This window comes from Streptomyces sp. NBC_00557 (assembly GCF_036345995.1).
GTDB lineage: Bacteria > Actinomycetota > Actinomycetes > Streptomycetales > Streptomycetaceae > Streptomyces.
In genome coordinates this window covers 4,943,203-4,963,694 of sequence record NZ_CP107796.1, presented here as the reverse complement: position 1 = coordinate 4,963,694, position 20,492 = coordinate 4,943,203, and the positions used below count along the sequence as shown (strand labels likewise).

Annotated in this window: 13 protein-coding genes; 4 read left to right on the top strand and 9 right to left on the bottom strand. The window is 71.2% G+C overall.

Translation table 11 applies throughout. The features are described 5' to 3' along the window. Positions 1-134 precede the first annotated feature (134 nt). Positions 135-5,072 carry an NAD-glutamate dehydrogenase gene (locus OG956_RS21610; RefSeq protein ID WP_330339632.1) on the bottom strand — a complete coding sequence of 1,646 codons (4,938 nt, stop codon included), beginning with the start codon at positions 5,070-5,072 and terminating at the stop codon, positions 135-137. A 703-nt stretch (positions 5,073-5,775) separates the two neighbouring features. On the opposite strand from OG956_RS21610, the gene OG956_RS21605 reads away from it, so the two are divergent. Continuing rightward, positions 5,776-6,342 (top strand): DJ-1/PfpI family protein, encoded by a 567-nt coding sequence (locus tag OG956_RS21605; protein WP_330339631.1) that lies wholly within the window; start codon positions 5,776-5,778, stop codon positions 6,340-6,342. 75 nt (positions 6,343-6,417) lie between these two features. On the opposite strand, the gene OG956_RS21600 is transcribed toward OG956_RS21605, so the two are convergent. Further along, a complete protein-coding gene (locus tag OG956_RS21600) occupies positions 6,418-7,086 on the bottom strand; it encodes an HAD family hydrolase (protein ID WP_330339630.1) in 669 nt (222 codons plus the stop codon). Between the two features lie 80 nt (positions 7,087-7,166). Then, complete coding sequence (locus OG956_RS21595) at positions 7,167-7,679, bottom strand: DUF6912 family protein (protein WP_330339629.1); 513 nt, start codon at positions 7,677-7,679, stop codon at positions 7,167-7,169. A gap of 330 nt (positions 7,680-8,009) precedes the next feature. On the opposite strand from OG956_RS21595, the gene OG956_RS21590 reads away from it, so the two are divergent. Beyond that, positions 8,010-8,534 (top strand): Rv3235 family protein, encoded by a 525-nt coding sequence (locus tag OG956_RS21590; protein WP_330339628.1) that lies wholly within the window; start codon positions 8,010-8,012, stop codon positions 8,532-8,534. Positions 8,535-8,695: 161 nt separating this feature from the next. On the opposite strand, the gene secA is transcribed toward OG956_RS21590, so the two are convergent. Further along, positions 8,696-11,506 carry a preprotein translocase subunit SecA gene (secA, locus tag OG956_RS21585; protein WP_330339627.1) on the bottom strand — a complete coding sequence of 937 codons (2,811 nt, stop codon included), beginning with the start codon at positions 11,504-11,506 and terminating at the stop codon, positions 8,696-8,698. 252 nt (positions 11,507-11,758) lie between these two features. Between secA and OG956_RS21580 the strand changes: the two genes are divergently transcribed. Further along, on the top strand, positions 11,759-12,367 hold the full coding sequence (locus OG956_RS21580; protein ID WP_330339626.1) for a GNAT family N-acetyltransferase: 609 nt from the start codon (positions 11,759-11,761) through the stop codon (positions 12,365-12,367). A gap of 49 nt (positions 12,368-12,416) precedes the next feature. Beyond that, positions 12,417-13,592 carry a winged helix-turn-helix domain-containing protein gene (locus OG956_RS21575; protein ID WP_330339625.1) on the top strand — a complete coding sequence of 392 codons (1,176 nt, stop codon included), beginning with the start codon at positions 12,417-12,419 and terminating at the stop codon, positions 13,590-13,592. Positions 13,593-13,604: 12 nt separating this feature from the next. Here the strand turns inward: OG956_RS21575 and OG956_RS21570 are convergent, their stop codons facing one another. From OG956_RS21570 to mtrB, 5 genes are all read right to left on the bottom strand, one after another. Continuing rightward, complete coding sequence (locus OG956_RS21570; protein WP_330339624.1) at positions 13,605-14,351, bottom strand: response regulator transcription factor; 747 nt, start codon at positions 14,349-14,351, stop codon at positions 13,605-13,607. Positions 14,352-14,554: 203 nt separating this feature from the next. After that, positions 14,555-15,247 carry a ribosome hibernation-promoting factor, HPF/YfiA family gene (gene hpf, locus OG956_RS21565; protein ID WP_330342908.1) on the bottom strand — a complete coding sequence of 231 codons (693 nt, stop codon included), beginning with the start codon at positions 15,245-15,247 and terminating at the stop codon, positions 14,555-14,557. 312 nt (positions 15,248-15,559) lie between these two features. Further along, positions 15,560-16,432 (bottom strand): ComF family protein, encoded by an 873-nt coding sequence (locus OG956_RS21560; RefSeq protein ID WP_330339623.1) that lies wholly within the window; start codon positions 16,430-16,432, stop codon positions 15,560-15,562. Positions 16,433-16,555: 123 nt separating this feature from the next. Further along, positions 16,556-18,397, bottom strand: a complete 1,842-nt coding sequence (locus tag OG956_RS21555) for an LpqB family beta-propeller domain-containing protein (RefSeq protein ID WP_330339622.1) — start codon at positions 18,395-18,397, stop codon at positions 16,556-16,558. Continuing rightward, positions 18,387-20,492: an MtrAB system histidine kinase MtrB gene (mtrB, locus tag OG956_RS21550; protein WP_330339621.1), complete on the bottom strand. Its 2,106-nt coding sequence runs from the start codon at positions 20,490-20,492 to the stop codon at positions 18,387-18,389. The genes OG956_RS21555 and mtrB overlap by 11 nt, the downstream gene beginning before the upstream one ends.

Below are 20,492 nucleotides of genomic sequence, written 5' to 3'. Positions count from 1 at the left end.
GCAGACCCTATCCGAAACCGGTCGATGAGCAGGAAACGGTAAATTCACCGGTCTTTTTTGGCTAATCCTCGGCAAGAAAGGGAACGCCCCGGGCCGATGCGACGTCGGCCCGGGGCGCTCTGGCTGCCGTACGGCTACGAATGCGTGCGCAGAAGCGTCCGCATCGTCCGCATCGCCACCGAGAGGTTGGCGAGGTCGAAGGTCTCCGAACCGCGGATCTCCTCCAGGGTGGTGCGCGCCCGGCTCAGGATGGGCGCGTTCTTCTGCTCCCAGGCCTTGAAGCGCTGCTCCGGCGTGGAGGTGCCGTTGCCGACCGCGAGGACGTCCGCGGTGAGCGCCGCGTGCGCCGCGTACAGGTCCTCGCGGATGGAGGCGCGGGCCATGGACTGCCAGCGGTCGGTGCGGGGCAGCTCGATGATGCGGTCCATGAGCTGGGTGATGCTGAGCCGGTCGGCGAGGTCGTAGTACACCTCGGCGACGTCCAGCGGCTCCTTGCCCATGCGGTCGGCCACCGACACGATGTCGAGCGCCGGGAAGGCGGAGGAGAACCCGGCCACGCGCGTGGCCAGTTCGTCCGGGACGCCGGCCGCGGACAGCTCGTCGTACACCTGCTGGTACCACTCCAGGTCGGCGCCCCTGAGCAGCTTGGGCAGCTCCTGCCAGACCCGCTCGACCCGCTCGGCGAAGAACTCGACCGTCTCGGCGAGCTGCAGCGGCTGCGGCCGGTTGTTGAGCAGCCAGCGCGTGCCGCGCTCCACGAGCCGGCGCGAGTGCAGCCGGATCCGGGTCTGCACGGCCGCCTCGACCTTGTTGTCCAGCTCCTCCACCGCGTCCCACACCGGCGCCGAGCGGAAGATCGCGCGGGCCGCGGTCTGCGCCCGGACGATCTCCTCCAGGGAGGCGCCGGTCTCCTCGCGCAGGCGGTGCAGATAGGTCGTACCGCCCGTGTTGACCGTGTCGTTGACCAGCACGGTCGTGGTGATCTCACGGCGCAGCGGGTGCTTGTCGATGGCCTCGGCGAACTTCTCGCGCAGGGCCGTCGGGAAGTAGGCGTGCAGCAGGCCGCGCAGGTACGGGTCGTCGGGGAGCGTGGTGTGCAGCAGCTCCTCGGCGACCGTGATCTTCGTGTACGCCAGGACGACGGCGGTCTCCGGGCCGGTCAGCCCCTGCCCCTGGGCGAGGCGCTCGCGGATCTGGCGGTCGGTCGGCAGGAACTCCAGCGCCCGGTCCAGGTGGCCCTCGCGCACCAGATGGCGGATGAACCGCTGCTGGGCGTGGAGCATGTCCTTGGCCTGGGACAGGGCGTTGGCGATCGCGGTGTTCTGCGCGTAGTTGTTGCGCAGGACCAGCGCGCCGACCTCGTCGGTCATCTCGGCGAGCAGCTTGTTGCGCTGCTTGACGGTCATGTCGCCGTCCGCGACCAGGCCGTTGAGCAGGATCTTGATGTTCACCTCGTGGTCGGAGGTGTCCACGCCGGCGCTGTTGTCGATCGCGTCGGTGTTGATCTTGCCGCCGTGCATGGCGAACTCGATCCGGCCGAGCTGGGTCAGGCCCAGGTTGCCGCCCTCGCCGACGACCTTGACCCGCAGGTCGCTGCCGTCGACGCGGATGGCGTCGTTCGCCTTGTCGCCGACGTCCGCGTGCGACTCGGCCGACGACTTCACGTACGTGCCGATGCCGCCGTTCCACAGCAGGTCCACCGGCGCCTTGAGGATGGCCTTCATCAGGTCGGCCGGGGTCATCTTGGTGACCTTGTCCTCGATGCCGAGGGCCTCGCGGATGTGGGCGTTGACCGGGATCGACTTGGCGCTGCGCGGGAAGATCCCGCCGCCCGCCGACAGCAGCTCGGTGTTGTAGTCGGCCCAGCTGGAGCGGGGCAGCTCGAACAGCCGGCGGCGCTCGGCGTAGGAGGTCGCCGCGTCCGGGTTCGGGTCGATGAAGATGTGCCGGTGGTCGAAGGCGGCGACCAGGCGGATGTGCTCGGACAGCAGCATGCCGTTGCCGAACACGTCACCGGACATGTCACCGATGCCGACGACCGTGAAGTCCTCGGTCTGCGTGTCCACGCCCAGCTCGCGGAAGTGCCGCTTCACGGACTCCCACGCGCCGCGCGCGGTGATGCCCATGCCCTTGTGGTCGTAGCCGGCCGAGCCGCCGGAGGCGAAGGCGTCGCCGAGCCAGAAGTTGTACTTCTCGGCGACTCCGTTGGCGATGTCGGAGAAGGTGGCGGTGCCCTTGTCGGCGGCGACGACCAGGTAGGTGTCGTCGCCGTCGTGCCGGACGACGTCCTGCGGGGGCACGACCTCGCCGGCGACCATGTTGTCGGTGATGTCGAGCAGGCCCGAGATGAACATCTTGTAGCTGGCGATGCCCTCGGCCATCCAGGCGTCGCGGTCCACGCTCGGGTCCGGCAGCTGCTTGGCGACGAAGCCGCCCTTGGCGCCGACCGGCACGATGACGGTGTTCTTCACCATCTGCGCCTTGACCAGGCCGAGGATCTCGGTGCGGAAGTCCTCGCGCCGGTCGGACCAGCGCAGGCCGCCGCGCGCGACCTTGCCGAAGCGCAGGTGCACGCCCTCGACACGCGGCGAGTACACCCAGATCTCGTACGCCGGGCGGGGCGCCGGCAGGTCCGGGATGGCCTGCGGGTCGAACTTCATGGAGACGTAGTCGTGCGGCCTGCCGCCCTCCGCCTCCTGGAAGAAGTTCGTGCGCAGGGTCGCCTTGATGACGGTGAGGAAGGAGCGCAGGATCCTGTCCTCGTCCAGGCTCGCCACCTGGTCCAGGGCCGCGTCGACCTCCTCGAGGAGGGCGTCGATCAGCTCCAGGCCGGCCTTCTGCCGGTCCGGGGACATCCGGGCCTCGAACAGGGAGACGAGGAGCCGGGTGGTGTGGACGTTGTTGCGGAGGGTGTCCTCCATGTAGTCCTGCGAGAAGGTCGAGCCGGCCTGCCGCAGGTACTTGGCGTAGGCGCGCAGCACCATGGCCTGCCGCCAGGTCAGCCCGGCGCTCAGCACGAGCGCGTTGAAGCCGTCGTTCTCCGCCTTGCCGGTCCAGGTGGCGGCGAAGGCCTCCTGGAAGCGCTCGCGGGCGTCGTCACCGAGATCCCCGCCCGCGCTCGTCGTCTTGGGCATGCGCAGGCCGAAGTCGTAGATCCAGGCCGTGGTGCGGTCCGCGCAGCGCAGTTCGTACGGCCGCTCGTCGGTGACCTCGACGCCGAGGCGGCTGAGCACCGGCAGCACCTTGGACAGGGAGACGGTGCCGCCCTTCTGGTAGATCTTGAACCGGCGCTCCTCCGGTCCGGCGCCCACCGGCTCGTACAGGCTCAGGCTGAAGGTCTTGTCCTCGCTGAGCTGCTCCAGGTGGACGAGGTCGGCGACCGCCGCACGCGGGGTGTGGTCGGCCTTGTAGCCCTCGGGGAAGGCGTTGTTGTAGCGGCGCAGCACCTCGGCCGCGCGCTCCTCGCCGCACTCGGCGGTCAGCGCCTCGGCGAACGCGTCGGCCCAGGACCGGGCGGCCTCGACCAGGCGGGCCTCGATGCGCTCCTTGTCGGCGTCCGACAGCTGGGGCAGTTCGGTGCCCGGCGGGACGCGGACGACGAAGTGCAGCCGGGAGAGGATCGACTCGGTGTTCCAGGCGGTGAAGTCGACGCTGACGCCGCCCAGCTCCTCCTTGAGGATGTCGATGATCCGCAGCCGGACGCCGGTGGTGTAGCGGTCGCGCGGCAGGTAGACGAGGGCCGAGTAGTAGCGGCCGTACTCGTCCTGGCGCAGGTAGAGCCTGAGCCTGCGCCGCTCCTGCAGGTACAGAACGCTCGTGACGATGGACTGCAGTTCGGCGACGGGCGTCTGGAACAGTTCGTCGCGCGGGTAGGTCTCCAGGATCTGCAGCAGGTCGCGGCCGTCGTGGCTGTGGGGCGAGAACCCGGCGCGCTCCAGCACCTCGTCGACCTTGCGGCGGATCACCGGGACGCGGCGCACGGACTCGGTGTAGGCGGCGGAGGAGAACAGGCCCAGGAAGCGGCGCTCACCGACGACGTTGCCGTCCGCGTCGAACTTCTTGACGCCGATGTAGTCCAGGTACGACGGCCGGTGCACGGTGGCGCGGCTGTTGGCCTTGGTCAGCACGAGCAGCCTGTGCTCGCGGGCCTTGGCGCGGGCGTCGGCCGGCAGCCGCTCGAAGGAGGGGCTGACGGGGTGCTTCTCGTCCTCGGCGTGGCGCGGGTCCGAGCGCAGTATGCCCAGGCCGGTGCCGGGGACGGCGGCGAGCGTGTCGTCCTCGCGCAGCTGGTACTCGCGGTAGCCGAGGAAGGTGAAGTGGTCGTCGGCCAGCCAGCGCAGCAGTTCGCGGGCCTCCTCGGCCTCGGCCGCGGGCAGGTCGCCGGGAAGGGTCTCGCTCTGCAGGCCGTCGGCGATCCGGGTCGCCGCGTCCCGCATCTTCTCCCAGTCCTCGACGGCCTCGCGGACGTCGTTCAGCACGCGCAGCAGGTCGGCGGTGATCTGCTTCAGGTCGGCGCGGTCGGTCTCCCGGTCGATCTCGACGTGGATCCAGGACTCGACGTGCGCGTCGTGCGGCAGGTCGCCGCTCGGCGGGGTGGTCAGGACCTCGATCAGCTTGCCGGTCAGGTCACGCCGGACGACGAACTGGGGGTGGATGACGACGTGGATGCCGCGCCCGCGCCGGGTCAGCTCGTTGGTGACCGAGTCGACGAGGAAGGGCATGTCGTCGGTGACGACCTCCACGACCGAGTGGCTGCAGGTCCAGCCGTTCTCCTCCACGGTCGGGGTGTGGACCCGCACGTTCGCCGTGCCCTGGGGGCGGTTCTCGGCGAGACGGTAGTGCGAGACCGCGGCGCCGAAGACGTCGACCGGGTCGCGGTCGGTGAGGTCTTCCGGGGCGGTGTGCAGGTAGTAGCGCTGGAGGAACGCGAGCACGGACTCGCTGTCCGGGGTGCCCGGGGAGCCCTCGCCCGCGGTCCCGGTCGGTAGGTGCCCCCCGACCGGGCTGTTCTCAGCTACCCGGGCAGCCCTCTCGAGCAGCTCGGCCTTGGCTTCGTCCAGCTTGGTCTGCATTGTCCTCTGACTCCTGTCGCGCGCCGTTGCGTGACGTAGAAGGAAGTACGGTCTCTTTCCCTCCGGCTCGACGCCACGGCCCGGGGTCTCCGGTCCGCATCGACGCTATGCCGCGAGGTGAGATGAGCGGGGGGATTTCAGCCATTCTCGGCACGCCCGTCGGGTGTGACGCTGCTCTCGGCGCCGCCGTCTCCAGGGGTGTCCTCGGCGTCCCGGGGGCTGCCACGGCCCCGTCCCGCCCGCGAAGACCAGCGACCGCCACCCGGTCACGGAGGTGCTCCGTGCAACCCGGGCGCAGGGCAGGGGCAGCGTCGCCCCCGCGAGATATCGCGCTGATCACGCCACAAGGCTATCGCTCCTTACCCGGGGCCCGTCATGAGCCGTATGTGTACAAAACCGAGGGGTCAAGTTTGACGTTCTGCACAGGGGTGGGGTGGGCCGTGGTGACGTATCCGGAGGGTGGTGACGCGTGCGTGTGTCCCGGTCGCGCCGCACGGACCCCGACTGCACCCTGAGAGCAGGACATGGGCCAGAACGGCGACCGCCCCCCCTTGGCAAGCATGCCCGGTGTTGGCACGTTGCCAGTGACAGCGAGTCCCGCACAGGAGCACACGGAGCGCACGGGGCACACAGAGCGTGCGGAGAGCGCGCGGGCCGTGCACACCGGCAGTACTGGAGCACCGGAGCACCCGGAGGAGCCGACATGCCCACGAAGATCCTGATCGTCACCGGCGACGCGGCGGAGTCCCTGGAAGTCCTCTACCCGTACCAGCGCCTTCGCGAGGAGGGCTACGAGGTCCACATCGCGGCCCCGTCCCGCAAGACCCTGCGCTTCGTCGTCCACGACTTCGAACCCGGCTACGACACCTACACCGAGAAGCCCGGCTACACCTGGCCCGCCGATCTCGCCTTCGCCGACGTGGACCCCGGCGAGTACGCGGCCCTCGTCATCCCCGGCGGCCGGGCCCCGGAGTACCTGCGCAACGACCCCGAACTGCGCAAGATCCTCAAGGCGTTCTTCGACTCCGACCGGCCGGTCGCCCAGATCTGCCACGGCCCCCTGCTCACCGCGGCGATCGACAGCCTGCGCGGCCGCCGGGTCACGGCGTACCCCGCGCTGGAGCCCGACATGCAGGCGGCCGGAGCGAGCTTCCAGGACACCGAAGCGGTGGTCGACGGCACCCTCGTCTCCTCCCGGGCCTGGCCCGACCACCCGGCCTGGATGCGCGAGTTCCTGAAGGTTCTGCGCTCCAAGGCGCCGGCGAGCTGACCAGGGCGCCGGTGGGGGGCGAGTGGTTCGGCCAAGGTGCGGTGGGCCGTGACCGGGCGGCGGGGGCGGAATCGGCTACGCCGCTATTCGCTGGGCTTCCTCCACCGCCTCCGCCAGCGTGTCCACCACCGGAACCCCCACCTGCTCGAGGCTGGCCCGGCTGTGCGACCCCCCGGTGTACAGCACGGCCCGGGCCCCCACCTCCCGCGCCGCGACGGCGTCGTCCGCCGCGTCCCCGATCACCACGGTCCGCGCAGGCTCCACGACCCCGCTCAGCGCCCCCAGATGCCGGACCATGTGTGCGGCCTTGCTGCCCCCGGACGGCCCCGTGCGCCCCTCGACCCGCAGGAAGTGCGCCTCGATCCCGAACCCCCGCACGAGCGGCACCAGCTCCTCGTGCACGTACATGCTCAGCAGCGACTGGCTTCCCCCCGCCGACCGCCACCCCGAGAGCAGCTCCTCCGCGCCCTCGGTCAGGCCGCACCGCGCCCGGTGCTCGGCGTAGTACCGGTGGAAGACCTCGTCCATCAGCTCCCACTCGGCATCGGTCGGCAGCCGCCCGAGCAGCCGCTCGTAGAACTTCGGCACCGGCACGCAGTACAGCGCCCGGTACTGCTCCAGCGTGATCGGCGCGAGCCCCAGCTCGGCGAAGGCCGCGTTCGTCGCCCCGATGATCGCGTCATTGTCGTGGAACAGCGTGCCGTTCCAGTCCCAGACGATGTGCGCGTTTGCCTGCATCCCCATGCCAAAGACCGTACCCGCCGCCGCTGACAACGACATCGTCCGATGCCTGCGCGCAGCCCCCACGGGGTCGTGGGGCGGGATCAGGCCAGTCCGACCAGGTTGGGGATCTCCTGCGTGGCGTACCACAGCAGCTCGTGATCGTCCGCGCCGTCCACGACGAACTGCGCGTCGTCGTCCCCGCCGTCGGCCGCCTGAAGCGCCTCGGCCGCCGCGGCCACGTCCTGCTCCGCGTCCTCGGCGTCGACGTGCACCGCGGCCGCCTTGGCGAGCGGCACGGTCGCCGTCACGGTCACCTCGCCGAGCGCGGCCGGGTCGAGCGCGCGGTCCGGGTCCACGCGCACGGCGCCGTCGGCCACGTCCACGGCGACCACCACCCGGCGCCGTACCGCGTCCGGGTCCGCCGCCAGCAGGCGCAGGGAGGCCAGCGCGGCGCGGCTGAGCGCCGCGTACTCCAGTTCCTCGATGTCCTCGGAGAGGTACCACTCGCGCAGCCCGGGGGTGACGGCATACGCGGCGAACGGTCCGGTCCCCAGCTCGCCCGTCTTGTGCGCCTCGGCGAGACCGGGGAGGGTCAGGGGGACGTAGACGCGCATGCTGGCCGCTCTTTCCTGCTCAAAAGGCTCCGCTGTGGCCCCGGGAAGGCCGGCTGCCGCGTCTCCCGGAGGGCCTTCAGGATACGTGTGCCCGTCCCCTTTCGGGTCTGTGCCCACACGCCGGGAGCCGTCCACCCCGTGCCCGGCGTTCACCCGGCGCGCCCGCAGCGTCCCGGGGGCCGGCGGCCTCCGGGTCCCTCTGATAGGTGAACCGCTCCGGCGGGGCCGCCACGTCCTCGCGGTCCTTGCCACCCCGTTCCGGGCCCCGTACAAGATCCCCACCAGCGAGTTACCGCCCGGTACGTCCGGGCCCGCCGAACGGGGACCCCAATGAACAAGGTCATGAGCCGCACCATGCCCAGGGCGGCGAGCCGCACCCCCCAGCCGCGCCACCGCCCGCCGACCCGCCACGACACCCGCCGCCCGGGCGGCACCCCGCCCCGCAAGCCACCGGTCAGGAACAAGCAGGAGACGCCACCGCCCGCGCCCGCGGACGTGAGCGCGGTCCGCACGGCCCCGCGGGCCGTCCTGCCGCCGCCGCGCCCCACCGACCTCTTCGCCGACCGCCTGCTGGCCGTCCTGAGCGGTCAGCGGCCCGTCCACTGGATGCTCCGGCACACCGCAGGCCGCGCCTACGACGACCTGGCCCGCCTCGCCGAGCGCAGCCCCCTGCGCACCCGCGGGGCCCTCCCGGTCGTCCGCGACATCGGCTACTACGTCGCCGGCGAGGGCACTCTCGAGGTCTTCGCCCGCGTCGCCGCCGGCGACCGGCTCCGTGCCCTGGCCTTCCGTCTGGAACGCGGCCGGGACCTCCGCTGGCGCTGCACGGCCGTGGAGACCGGATCGCGTCCGTAGGCCGCCGGGCGGCGCCCGAGCCCGCGGCAGGGCGCAGCGACCGCAGAAGGGCCGGGTCCCGAAAGGAACCCGGCCCTTGTCAACGGCCCGTGGCCATGGGCGTGTCTCCACGGCCCATGCCCATGACCGTGTTGCTTCTCCGGCCAGTGGGCGGCGGCGTGTTACTTCTTGCGGCGCCGGCCGCCCTTCGCCTGCCGCCGCCGCTCGGCCCGCGTCAGACCGTCCGCCTCGGAACGCACCGGCTCCTCGTCCTGGAGGTCGCGCTCGACGATGCCGCCCTCACCGTCCACGGTCGGCGCGGAGAAGTGCAGGTCCCGCCGCTGCGGAACGTCCAGCCCCTTCGCCCGGATCTCCGGCCGCGCCCCGGCCTGCGCCGGAACCGTCTCCTGCACGCCCTCGCCGACCGCCTCCGCGGCCTCGACCGGGACCTCCTCGACCTGCTGCTCGACCTGGACCTCCAGGTTGAACAGATAGCCGACGGACTCCTCCTTGATGCCCTCCATCATCGCGGTGAACATGTCGAAGCCCTCGCGCTGGTACTCGACCAGCGGGTCCTTCTGCGCCATCGCGCGCAGGCCGATGCCCTCCTGGAGGTAGTCCATCTCGTAGAGGTGCTCGCGCCACTTGCGGTCGAGGACCGACAGCACGACCCGGCGCTCCAGCTCACGCATGATCTCGGAGCCGAGCTGCGCCTCGCGGGCCTCGTACTGCTCGTGGATGTCCTCCTTGATGGACTCGGAGATGAACTCGGCGGTCAGACCGGCCCGGTCGCCGGCCGCCTCCTCCAGCTCCTCGATGGTGACCTTCACCGGGTACAGCTGCCGGAAGGCGCCCCACAGCCGGTCCAGGTCCCAGTCCTCCGGGAAGCCCTCGGAGGTCTCCGCGTGGACGTACGCGTCGATGGTGTCGTCCATGAAGTGCTGGATCTGCTCGTGCAGGTCCTCGCCCTCCAGCACGCGGCGCCGCTCGCCGTAGATGACCTCGCGCTGCCGGTTGAGGACCTCGTCGTACTTCAGAACGTTCTTACGGGTCTCGAAGTTCTGCTGCTCGACCTGCGACTGCGCGGACGCGATCGCGCGCGTGACCATCTTGTTCTCGATCGGCACGTCGTCCGGCACGTTGGCCATGGACATCACGCGCTCGACCATCTGCGCCTTGAACAGACGCATCAGGTCGTCGCCGAGGGAGAGGTAGAAGCGGGACTCGCCGGGGTCGCCCTGACGGCCGGAACGACCGCGCAGCTGGTTGTCGATACGACGCGACTCGTGCCGCTCGGTGCCGAGGACGTACAGACCGCCGAGCGCCTCGACCTCCTCCTTCTCGGCCTTGACCGCGGCCTCGGCGCGCTCCAGCGCCGCCGGCAGGGCCGCGGCCCACTCCTCGATGTGCTCCTCGGGGTCGAGGCCGCGCTGGCGCAGCTCCGCCTCCGCGAGGTCCTCGGGGTTGCCGCCGAGCTTGATGTCCGTACCACGGCCGGCCATGTTGGTGGCCACGGTCACCGCGCCCTTGCGGCCGGCCTGCGCGACGATCTGCGCCTCGCGCTCGTGGTGCTTGGCGTTCAGCACCTCGTGCTGGATGCCGCGCTTGCTGAGCTGCTGCGAGAGGTACTCCGACTTCTCGACGGAGGTCGTGCCGACGAGGATCGGCTGGCCCTTCTCGTGCTTCTCGGCGATGTCGTCGACGACCGCCTCGAACTTGGCGACCTCGGTGCGGTAGATCAGGTCCGACTGGTCCTTGCGGATCATCGGCTTGTTGGTCGGGATCGGGACCACGCCGAGCTTGTAGATCTGGTGGAACTCGGCGGCCTCGGTCATCGCCGTACCGGTCATGCCGGAGAGCTTCTTGTAGAGGCGGAAGAAGTTCTGCAGGGTGATCGTCGCGAGCGTCTGGTTCTCGTCCTTGATCTCCACCCCTTCCTTCGCCTCGATCGCCTGGTGCATGCCCTCGTTGTAGCGGCGGCCGGCGAGGATACGGCCGGTGTGCTCGTCGACGATCATGACCTCGCCGTCGATGACGACGTAGTCCTTGTCGCGCTTGAAGAGCTCCTTGGCCTTGATGGCGTTGTTCAGGTAGCCCACGAGCGGGGTGTTCACCGACTCGTAGAGGTTGTCGATGCCCAGCCAGTCCTCGACCTTGGTGACACCGGACTCGTGGATGGCGACCGTGCGCTTCTTCTCGTCGACGTCGTAGTCGCCGGTCTCCTCGATGCCCTTGAGCGGGTTGCCGGCCTCGCCGCGCTTGAGGCGGGTGACCAGCTTGGCGAAGTCGCCGTACCACTTCGTGGCCTGGTCGGCCGGGCCGGAGATGATCAGCGGCGTACGGGCCTCGTCGATGAGGATGGAGTCGACCTCGTCGACGATCGCGAAGTTGTGGCCGCGCTGCACCAGCTCGTCCTTCGACCACGCCATGTTGTCGCGCAGGTAGTCGAAGCCGAACTCGTTGTTCGTGCCGTAGGTGATGTCGCAGTTGTACTGCTCGCGGCGCTGCGCCGGGTTCATGCTGGCGAGGATGACGCCCACGTTCAGGCCCAGGAACTTGTGGACGCGGCCCATCATCTCGGAGTCGCGCTCGGCCAGGTAGTCGTTGACCGTGACGATGTGGACGCCGTCGCCGGACAGGGCGTTCAGATACGCGGGCAGGGTGCCGACGAGGGTCTTGCCCTCACCGGTCTTCATCTCGGCCACGTAGCCGAGGTGGAGGGCGGCGCCGCCCATCAGCTGCACGTCGTAGTGCCGCTGGCCGAGCACGCGCTTGGCGGCCTCCCGGACGGTGGCGAACGCCTCGGGGAGCAGGTCGTCCAGGCTCTCACCATCGGCGTACCGCTGCTTGTACTCGTCGGTGAGGGCCCGCAGCTCGGCGTCGGAGAGGTTCACGAAGTCCTCTTCGATGGAGTTGACCTGGTCCGCGATGCGGTGCAGCTTGCGCAGGATCTTGCCTTCGCCTGCACGCATGATCTTCGAGAGGACGGACACGGGGGTTTGTCTCCTTGCCGGTCGGGCCTGGGACGGTCGGTTTCCATTTGACGTACTGAGCAACGGCCATCGTATGCGAGGACCCGGCTGGGCCGGGAGGCCCGGCGGGCCGACGGCTGTCTCATCCGGGACAACGCACGGGCCGCGCGGATAGTGCCGCGTCCCGGCGAGGTCTTGCGCGAATCGTGATCGCGCGATCACGTACAGCGAAAATCGATGGCCCGACCGGGGGAACTCCAGCACAATCGGCCGATGGAACCCGTCACACTGACCACGGACCGACTGCTCCTGCGCGCGGTCGGCCCGCGCGACACCCAGGCGGTGTACGACGCCGTGCAGGACCCCGACATCCAGCGCTGGACCACCGTGCCGTCGCCGTATCTGCCCGAGCACGCGAGCGGCTTCACCGAGCAGATGGTCCCCGACGGCTGGGCGCAGGGCTCGATGTTCACCTTCGGCGTGTTCCTCCGCCCGCCGGACGGCGCCCACGGGGGCAGCGGCGAAGGCGGCGGGGAACTGTCCGGCATGCTCGGTCTCACCATGCGTTCGCTCGGCGTGGCGGAGATCGGCTTCTGGGCGGCCAAGGAGCACCGCGGCCACGGCTACGTCACCGAGGCCACGCTCGCCGCCTGCCGGTGGATCTTCACCGAGGTCGGCGTCGACCGCGTCGAATGGCGCGCCGAGGTCGGCAACCACGCCTCCCGCGCGGTGGCCGAACGCGCCGGGTTCACCATGGAGGGCACGCTGCGCGCAGCGATCAACAACAAGGGGGTGCGCCGGGACTGCTGGGTCGGCTCCCTGCTCCCCTCGGACCTGGGTCTGCCCTCCACGGCGCCGTACCTGCCCGCCCGCGCCCGGTGAAACCGCAGGTCACGCCGGACTGTCAGTGGCGCCCTCTATCGTCCGGGGCATGACGACCCTTCCGCGCCCGACCACCACGCTCACCGCGGACGACGCCCGCCGCATCGCCCTGCGGGCCCAGGGACTTCTCGGCGCGCCCGACCGGCGGGCCGGCGTCCGCGGGGTCCTGCGCCATCTCGGCGCGGTCCAGCTCGACACCATCTCGGTCCTCGCCCGCTCCCATGAGCTCGTGCCGTACGCCCGGCTCGGCGCGGTCGGCCGCAAGGCGGTCGAGGCGGCCTACTGGAAGGACACCCACGCCTTCGAGTACTGGTCGCACGCCGCGTGCGTGCTGCCCATCGAGGAGTGGCCGTACTTCGCCTTCCGCCGCCGCGCCTACCGCCACCGCCCGCACTGGAACCACGAGCTGCCCGAGGGGGTCTACGACCAGGTCATCAAGCAGCTGCGCGCGGAAGGCCCGCTGACGTCCACGGAGCTGGGCGGCGCGAAGAAGACGAGCGACTGGTGGGACTGGTCCGGCACCAAGGTCGCGGTGGAGCGCGCGCTGATGTACGGCGAGGTCGTGTGCGTCGAGCGGCGCGGCTGGAAGCGGGTGTACGACCTCGCCGAGCGCGCCGTCCCGGACGCGCTGCTGCACGACGAGCTGGACGACGCCGAGTGCCTGCGCCGCCTGGTCCGGCTGGCCGGCGAGTCCCTGGGGGTGGGCACGCGCGCGGACATCGCCGACTACCACCGCCTCAAGGCCGAGCAGGTCGACGCGGTGATCGCCGACTCGGGTCTGGTGCCGGTGGAGGTCGAGGGCTGGGGACGGCCGGCCTGGGCCGACCCGGCGGCGCTGGCGGCACCGCCGCGCGGCCGGCACCGGACCACGCTGCTGTCGCCGTTCGACTCCCTGATCTGGGAGCGGGCGCGCACGGAGCGGATCTTCGGCTTCACCCACCGGCTGGAGGCGTATGTGCCCCGGCAGAAGCGGGTGTACGGCTACTTCGCGATGCCGGTGCTCGCGGGCGGCCGGCTGGTCGGGCGGGTCGACCCGGCGCGTGAGGGGCGCACGCTGGTGGCCCGGCAGGTCACCGTGGACGACGCGACGGCGGTCCCGGCGGTCGCCCAGGCCCTGATCGAGGCGGCGACCTGGGTGAACTGCACGGACGTCCGGGTGGAGCGGGTGGACGCCCCGGCCCTGCGCGAGCCTCTCACGCGGGAGCTGGCCCGCGCCCTCGCCTAGGCGGGGCGGCGGCTAGCGGATCTCGAGGATCTTCTCCCGCATCGCGTAGACCACCGCTTCCATCCTGGAGTGCAGCTGGAGCTTCTCCAGGATGTTGCGGACGTGGTTCTTCACGGTGTTCTCGGAGATGAACAGCTCCTTGGCGATGTCCCGGTTGTTCATCCCGGTGGCGACGAGCTTGAGCACCTCCAGCTCCCGGTCGGTCAGCCGCGGCGCGGGCACCAGGCGGCGCTCGTCGGTCCGCTGGATCATCGACTTGAACTCGGTGAGCAGCTTGGACGCCATGGACGGGCTGATCTGCGACTGCCCGTCGGCCACGGCCCGGATGGCGGTCGCCACCTCGTCCGTGGAGATCTCCTTGAGCAGGTATCCGGTCGCGCCCGCCTTGATCGCGTCGTAGAGGTCGGCCTCCTCGTCGCTGATCGTCAGCATGATGATCTTGGCGCTGGGGGCGACCTCCTTGATGGAGGTGCAGGCCTCGATGCCGCCGCGCTTGGGCATGCGGACGTCCATCAGCACGATGTCGGGCAGCAGATCGGCGGCCTTGTCCACGGCCTCGGCGCCGTCGCCGGCCTCGCCGACGACCTGGATGTCCTCCTCGGCCGCGAGCACGATCTCCAGGCCGCGCCGGAAGAGGGCGTGGTCGTCCACGACCAGGACTCTGATCGGCTCCGCGCGTACGGAGCCCGCGTCAGGGCCCGTGCCGATGACACCGTCGTCGTCATCCTCGTCCCGCATCGGTCCGAAGGTGTCCGCCATCGTTCCTCCCCCTGAGGCTGTGGCCTGTGGTCCTGTGCCATCGCCAACCCAAGGCAGCGGCCCACCGATTGGGCCGGTCCGGCCATGATTTCATGCCCGGGCGACACCGGGGTGACGGGCGAGGCGTGAACTGGTCGCACACAGGTGCCCCTGGGGGCGCACACGCGCTTCCAGGGGCACCGGCTCGCGTGGGACCGGGTCGGTCAGCCGCCCAGCGTGCCACCTGCGGCGGGGGGCTGCGCCTCAGCGACCATCGGGTCCGTGCTGAGGTGGATGACGCCGTAGTCGTAGGCGTGGCGGCGGTAGACGACGCTCGGTTCCTTCGTCTCCGCGTCGACGAACAAGTAGAAGTCGTGGCCGACCAGTTCCATCTCGTACAGCGCCTGGTCGAGGGTCATCGGGGCGGCGACATGCGTCTTCTCGCGGACGACGAGGGGACCTTCCCCCTTGACCTCCAGCGAACCGATCTTCTTCGTCGGCACGCCGTCCGTCTCCTCCTCCTCGACGGGGAGGCCGTTTCCGTTCAGCGTCGCCGCGCCCGGTACGTGGTCGGGGACCTCGGCCGCCGAGATCCGGCGGGCGCCTCGGCGGGAGAAACGCTTGTCGTGCTGCTTGCGCAGCCGGGCGTCCAGCTTCTCCGCCGCCAGGTCGAGTGCCGCGTACGGGTCGCTTGCCGCTGCCTCCGCCCGGATCACCGGACCGCGGGAGCGGAGCGTGATCTCCACTCGGTCACAGCGGTCGGCCTGTCGGGGGTTGGGCTCCTTGGACACCTCGACGTCGAGGCTGATCACCTTGGCATCGAGCCTCTGGATCTTCTCCAGCTTCAGCTTCTCGGCCACGTGCTTGCGGAACCGCTCGGGCACCTCGGTCTTGCGGCCCTTGACGACGATGTCCACGCAGAACTCCGTTCCCGGATCGCTCCGCTCGGTCGGCGGAGCATCTCCCTTTCGCACCAGGTCCGGTGAGCACCGGACCTCGGACTCGGTGACTTCCACCTCCTCCTCCCCCATGGGCGAGATCTCCACCCCACCGGCACGGGTGATTGCCCAAAACCCGTGGCACGGCATTCGTATATGAGAGGTGTGGCCTGCGCCTTTCCTCACAACCGAACATATCTCGCCCGGACGGATGTCGTCACCCTCTACTCCGGCGTACCCCCGTTCAGGTGAAATTCCCCTCTCGCTACCTGCAACGATGCAGGTCGACAGTCAGTTCCTGTTTATTTCGAAAGAATCCCGCGGAGCGGCGATCACAGCCGCACGGAGGGCATGCCGGACGGTGTTCCCGGCCGCCTTTTCCGATGCAGCATGCACCCAGTTCCGGCTCTCCTCTCGCGCTCCGGTCCGTCGTTCATCCCTTCCTTCCCGAGTTACGGCTCCGTACACGACTGTTCTCACTCCGGTTCGCTCCGCCGTCGCCTCCCGGACGGCCCGCGCCGCCTCCGCGAGGCTGGCGCCGGTCGTGATCAGGTCGTCCACGAGCACGACGTGTCCCGTGCCCAGCAGCCGGCCACCGCCCGCCGTCACCTGCAGCGCGCCCGCGAGGTTGGCGAGACGCCGCCGCGCGCCCAGCCCGGCCTGGTCCGCCACCGGCCGCCGCTGGCGCAGCACGGCCGCCACCCTGGCCGGCGTACCGGTGCGCCGCAGCTCACCGGCCGCCGCGAGCGCCATCCGCCGCACCGGATCGTGCCCACGCGCCCGCACCGCCCACCGGGCGGACGGCACGGGGACGAGCAGCACGGTCCCGACGCCCCCGGCTGCGGCACGGCCCGGGGCACCGGCGCCGCTCCCGGCGAGCCCCGCCCGCACGGCCCCCGCCAGTGCCGCGCCCAGCGCGCCCGCGAGGGCCAGCGCGCCCCGCTCCTTGTGCGCGAGAAGCAGTGCGCGCACCTCCTCCGCGTACGGCGCCGCCGCATGCACCACCGGCAGCCCGGCCGGCTCCGGCACCGGCCGCACCCGCCGCGGCGCGTGTCCGTACAGCGCGGCCCGGCAGCGAGGGCAGAGCGCCGTACGAGGTGCTCCGCAGCCCGCGCAGTCGGCCGGCAGCACCAGGTCGGTGAGGTCCTGCCACCACCCCCGCATGTGCACCACTGTGCCAACGCCGCAGCGCCCCGGCCACCCCTGTGGACAACGTCCTGTGGACAACTCCCGGAAACGCGTACCGCCCCTCACCCACACGGGGAAGGGGCGGTTCCGGCGGAGGACTCAGCCCGGATAGACCGGCGCAGTGCCGTCCTTGTCGATCTTCTGCCACTGCGACCCGGACGGCAGCCGTACGATCCCGTCCTCCGAGCAGGCCACCAGCGGCACCCGCTCGTCCTCGGACGCGGCGATCGACTTGACGCCGGTGAGGGCGCCCGGCGCCGGCCCGTCGAGCGCGGAGCCGTCGACCTGGACGTAGCGCATCTGCAGCACGCCGCCCTGCTCCCGGCCGACGACGAGCAGCCTGCTGTCGCCGGCCCACGACAGGGCGCTGACCTGCTCCAGGTCGGGTGCGGCGGACCTCAGTTCGACCACCGCCGTGCCCTGTCCGGAGCTGTCGTCGCGCTGGATCCGGCCGATGAGCAGAGACTGCTTGCCGCCCTTCTCCACCACCAGCGCGATCCGCGCCCCGTCGGCGGCGACCCGCACGTCCCTGATGCGCCCGGACAGGTCCGGGACGGCGACCTGAGCCGGTTTGTCGGCGCCCTGTTCGAGGACGTACAGCCGGGAACGTCGTGGGTCGCGGTCGGCCACCCACAGATCGCCGCGGGCGTCCCAGCTCGGCGTGGTCAGCCGGTCGTCCGGGCTCGGGCCCTCGCTGGTGACCAACGCGTCCCCGAGCGAACCGCCCGAGGCCAGCGAGGTCACGTACAGCGATTTGCCCTGGTCGCCGACGGCGGCCGCGCTGTGCTCGTCCCGCGACACCGCCACCGACTCCAGGGCCTTGCCGCCCTCGCCCAGCGGCCCCGGCACCGGTACCGCGCTGGTGGTCGTGGTCGGGGGTCCCGCCGGCAGGCGCACCAGCCGGTGCTTGCCGTCGAGGTAGTACAGGTTCTCCGGGCTCTTGGCCGACCCGTGCCAGGCGGTGGCCTCGGCGCGCTCCTCGCTCAGCTCGCACAGCCGGTGGCCGCCGACGCCCTGCAGTTCGACCGACTCCAGCGTCGGCGCCAGGTTCCGCAGGGTGAACAGCACCTGCGTCGCCATCTCCGTGCACTTGGTCGCCGCGGCCTGCGACACCTTCAGGTTCAGCGGCACGGTCAGCTTGTTCTGGTCGTCCGGAGCCAGCCCCGACACACCCTTCTGCAGAGCCGTACCCGTCGGGAAGCTGGACCTGACGACCGGTTCCAGCCAGCGGGTGGGGCCGCTCACCAGCGAGCGGACCATCTGCGTCATCGGGTCCACCTTGCTGCGCACGAACACCGGATCGGCGACGGCCACCGGTTCCTTCGTCGGCCCGACGGTCGTGTCGGAGGCGAAGTAGTACTTGTCCACCGACGTGTAGTTGCGCTGGAAGTCCGACTTGCCCATGACGACGCCGTCGGGCAGCTCGTCGATGCGCCACTGGCCGTTCTTGGGGTCCCGGCTGAGGTGCACCTTCTTGCGGTAGGAGCCGGCAGCGGGCTCGTACGCCTGCTGCGCGTCCACGGTCGCGACCCTGCTGCCCGCGAGGACGCAGGTGACGCTGCTGGTGTGCTCCGAGCCCGGGCCCGGCCTGCAGTCCGGCTCGATGCTCGGCCCGTTCGCGAGGACCGTGGTGGACTGCTCCGGCCGCCACGAGCGCGCCGCCGCCGTCGTCAGGTACTTGCGGGCCGTGTCGTACGCCGGATCGTCGCTAGTCAGCGCCTCCAGGAAGCCCTGCATGATCTCGGCGGGACCGGCGCCCTCGGCCGGCGGCATGGCGAACACCCGCACCCCGGTGTCCTGCCGCGGCGTGGACTCCACGTTCCGCAGATCCCCGCTGTCGGGCATCGAGGCGCACCCGGCCAGCAGCACGGTCCCCAAGGCGGCCCATGTCACCGCGCGTCCCGGACTGAGCCGGGCGCCCCCCTCGCGGTCAGCGCCCACGAAATGCCTCCCCTGGCTCGGTCGAGTCCTCCGCCTGGTCCGCCTCGGTCCGGGCCGGGCCCGGGTCGGCGGCCGGAGCCGTGGCGGGCCTGTCCTCGGTGCGCCGTGGGCCACCGGTGGGCCGGGGCACCACGCGCGCGCCGTTGCCGTTGCCGGGCAGCGCGGCCGGGTCGGCCGCCGGGGCCGGGCGCGGTGCGATCGGGTCCCGCGGCGGCAGCGCGGACGCCTGGGCGCCGCCCTTCTGCACCGGAACGGTCGCCCGCTTCTCCTCACCCCCGCCGGACAGCCCGGCCTGGTCCAGGCCGCGGTTACGGCGCGAGTCCTTGGGCTCCAGCGGTATGGGTGAGCCCCGCAGCGGCTCGTCCGCGGTCCTGGGCAGCGTCAGCCGGAACTGGGAACCGCCGCCCGGCTCGCCCCACGCCTGCAGCCAGCCGCCGTGCAGCCGCGCGTCCTCCAGGGCGATCGACAGCCCGAGGCCCGTACCGCCGGTGGTACGCGCGCGTGCCGGGTCCGCCCGCCAGAAGCGGCTGAAGACACGGGTCGCCTCGCCCGGCTTGAGCCCGACGCCGTAGTCGCGCACCGCGACCGCGACCGCGCCGCCGGCCGCGGCGAGCTTGACGACGACGTCCTTGCCCTCGCCGTGCTCGACGGCGTTGACCACGAGGTTGCGCAGCACGCGCTCCACACGCCGGGCGTCGGCCTCGGCGACGACGGGCTGCTGGTCGCCGACCACGCGTATGCGCGTGCCCTTGCGCTCGGCGAGCGGCTCGGCGCCGCTGACCACGCGCCGGACGACGTCCCTGAGGTCTATCGGCTCGGCCTCCAGCGCCGCCGCACCCGCGTCGAACCGGCTGATCTCCAGCAGGTCCGCGAGCAGCGACTCGAACCGGTCCAGCTGGTCGGCGAGCAGCTCGGCCGACCGCGCGGTCACCGGGTCGAAGTCCTCGCGCGCCTCATGGATGACGTCGGCGGCCATCCGGACGGTCGTCAGCGGAGTGCGCAGCTCGTGCGACACGTCCGACACGAACCGGCGCTGCATCCGCGACAGGTCCTCCAGCTGCTGGATCTTCACCTGGAGGTTCTGCGCCATCTTGTTGAAGGCCTCACCCAGCCGGGCGATGTCGTCCTCACCGGTGACCTTCATCCGCTCCTGCAGCCGCCCCGCGGACAGCCGCTCCGCGATCCCGGCCGCCATCCGCACCGGCGTGACGACCTGGCGCACCACCAGCCAGGCGATCGCGCCGAGCAGGACGACCACGAACAGGCCGGCCGTGGCGAGCGTGCCCTTGACCAGGCTGAGGGACTTCTCCTCCTGGGTGAGCGGGAAGAGGTAGTACAGCTCGTACGGTCGCCCGTTGGGGTCGCTGACCTGCTTGCCGATGACCAGCGCCGGCTGCGAGGCCTTGCCGTTGGAGTAGACGATCCTGGTGTAGCTCTGGGCGGCGGTCGTGCCGCTGTTGACCCGCTCGCGCAGGTCGTCGGGGATGCTGGAGGTCGGGTTGACGTTCCCGGAGCCGCGCGGGCTGCGGCCGCCGCCGCTGTCGTCGCCCACGGGCAGCGTGACGACGTCGAACGCGCCCGCGCCACCGCTGGACAGCGACTCCACCAGGTCGCTCATCCACTGGATGACGTTCTGCGACTGCCGGCCGTCCGCGGTCGCCGTGCCGTCGGCGGTGCCGCTTCCTGCGGCCGCCCCGGTCCCGGCCCCGCCGGCCGCCTCGTCGGCCTTCTGCTTGGCCACCGCGAAGCCGCCCGTGGCCTGGCTCTGCGAGGCCTTCACCTTCGCGTCCAGCAGGCCGTTGCGCACCTGCCCGATCACCACGAAGCCCAGCAGCAGCACGACGCCCAGGGACATCACCAGAGTGGTGGCGACCACCCGCAGCTGGATGTTGCGCCGCCACAGCCGCATCACGGGCAGCAGCGGACGGCGCACCCACCGCAGGAACAGCCTGATGACCGGGCTGCCCTGGACCCCGCCCTCGAGCAGCCCGCCGTCGAAGTAGGTCCTCAAACGCGTACCCGCCGCCCGGCCGACAGTCCGCCCCGGCCGAGTCCCGGACCGGCCGGGAGCCGAAGCGGCACTGTCCCGGGACAT

Coding starts and splice junctions, on each gene's coding strand:
- OG956_RS21560 (WP_330339623.1), bottom strand. CDS start 16,432: ATGCGGGGGTGGTGGCAGGACCTCACCGACCTGGTGCTGCCGGCCGAC.
- OG956_RS21575 (WP_330339625.1), top strand. CDS start 12,417: ATGACGACCCTTCCGCGCCCGACCACCACGCTCACCGCGGACGACGCC.
- OG956_RS21580 (WP_330339626.1), top strand. CDS start 11,759: ATGGAACCCGTCACACTGACCACGGACCGACTGCTCCTGCGCGCGGTC.
- OG956_RS21610 (WP_330339632.1), bottom strand. CDS start 5,072: ATGCAGACCAAGCTGGACGAAGCCAAGGCCGAGCTGCTCGAGAGGGCT.
- OG956_RS21605 (WP_330339631.1), top strand. CDS start 5,776: ATGCCCACGAAGATCCTGATCGTCACCGGCGACGCGGCGGAGTCCCTG.
- mtrB (WP_330339621.1), bottom strand. CDS start 20,492: ATGTCCCGGGACAGTGCCGCTTCGGCTCCCGGCCGGTCCGGGACTCGG.
- OG956_RS21600 (WP_330339630.1), bottom strand. CDS start 7,086: ATGGGGATGCAGGCAAACGCGCACATCGTCTGGGACTGGAACGGCACG.
- OG956_RS21570 (WP_330339624.1), bottom strand. CDS start 14,351: ATGGCGGACACCTTCGGACCGATGCGGGACGAGGATGACGACGACGGT.
- OG956_RS21595 (WP_330339629.1), bottom strand. CDS start 7,679: ATGCGCGTCTACGTCCCCCTGACCCTCCCCGGTCTCGCCGAGGCGCAC.
- OG956_RS21590 (WP_330339628.1), top strand. CDS start 8,010: ATGAACAAGGTCATGAGCCGCACCATGCCCAGGGCGGCGAGCCGCACC.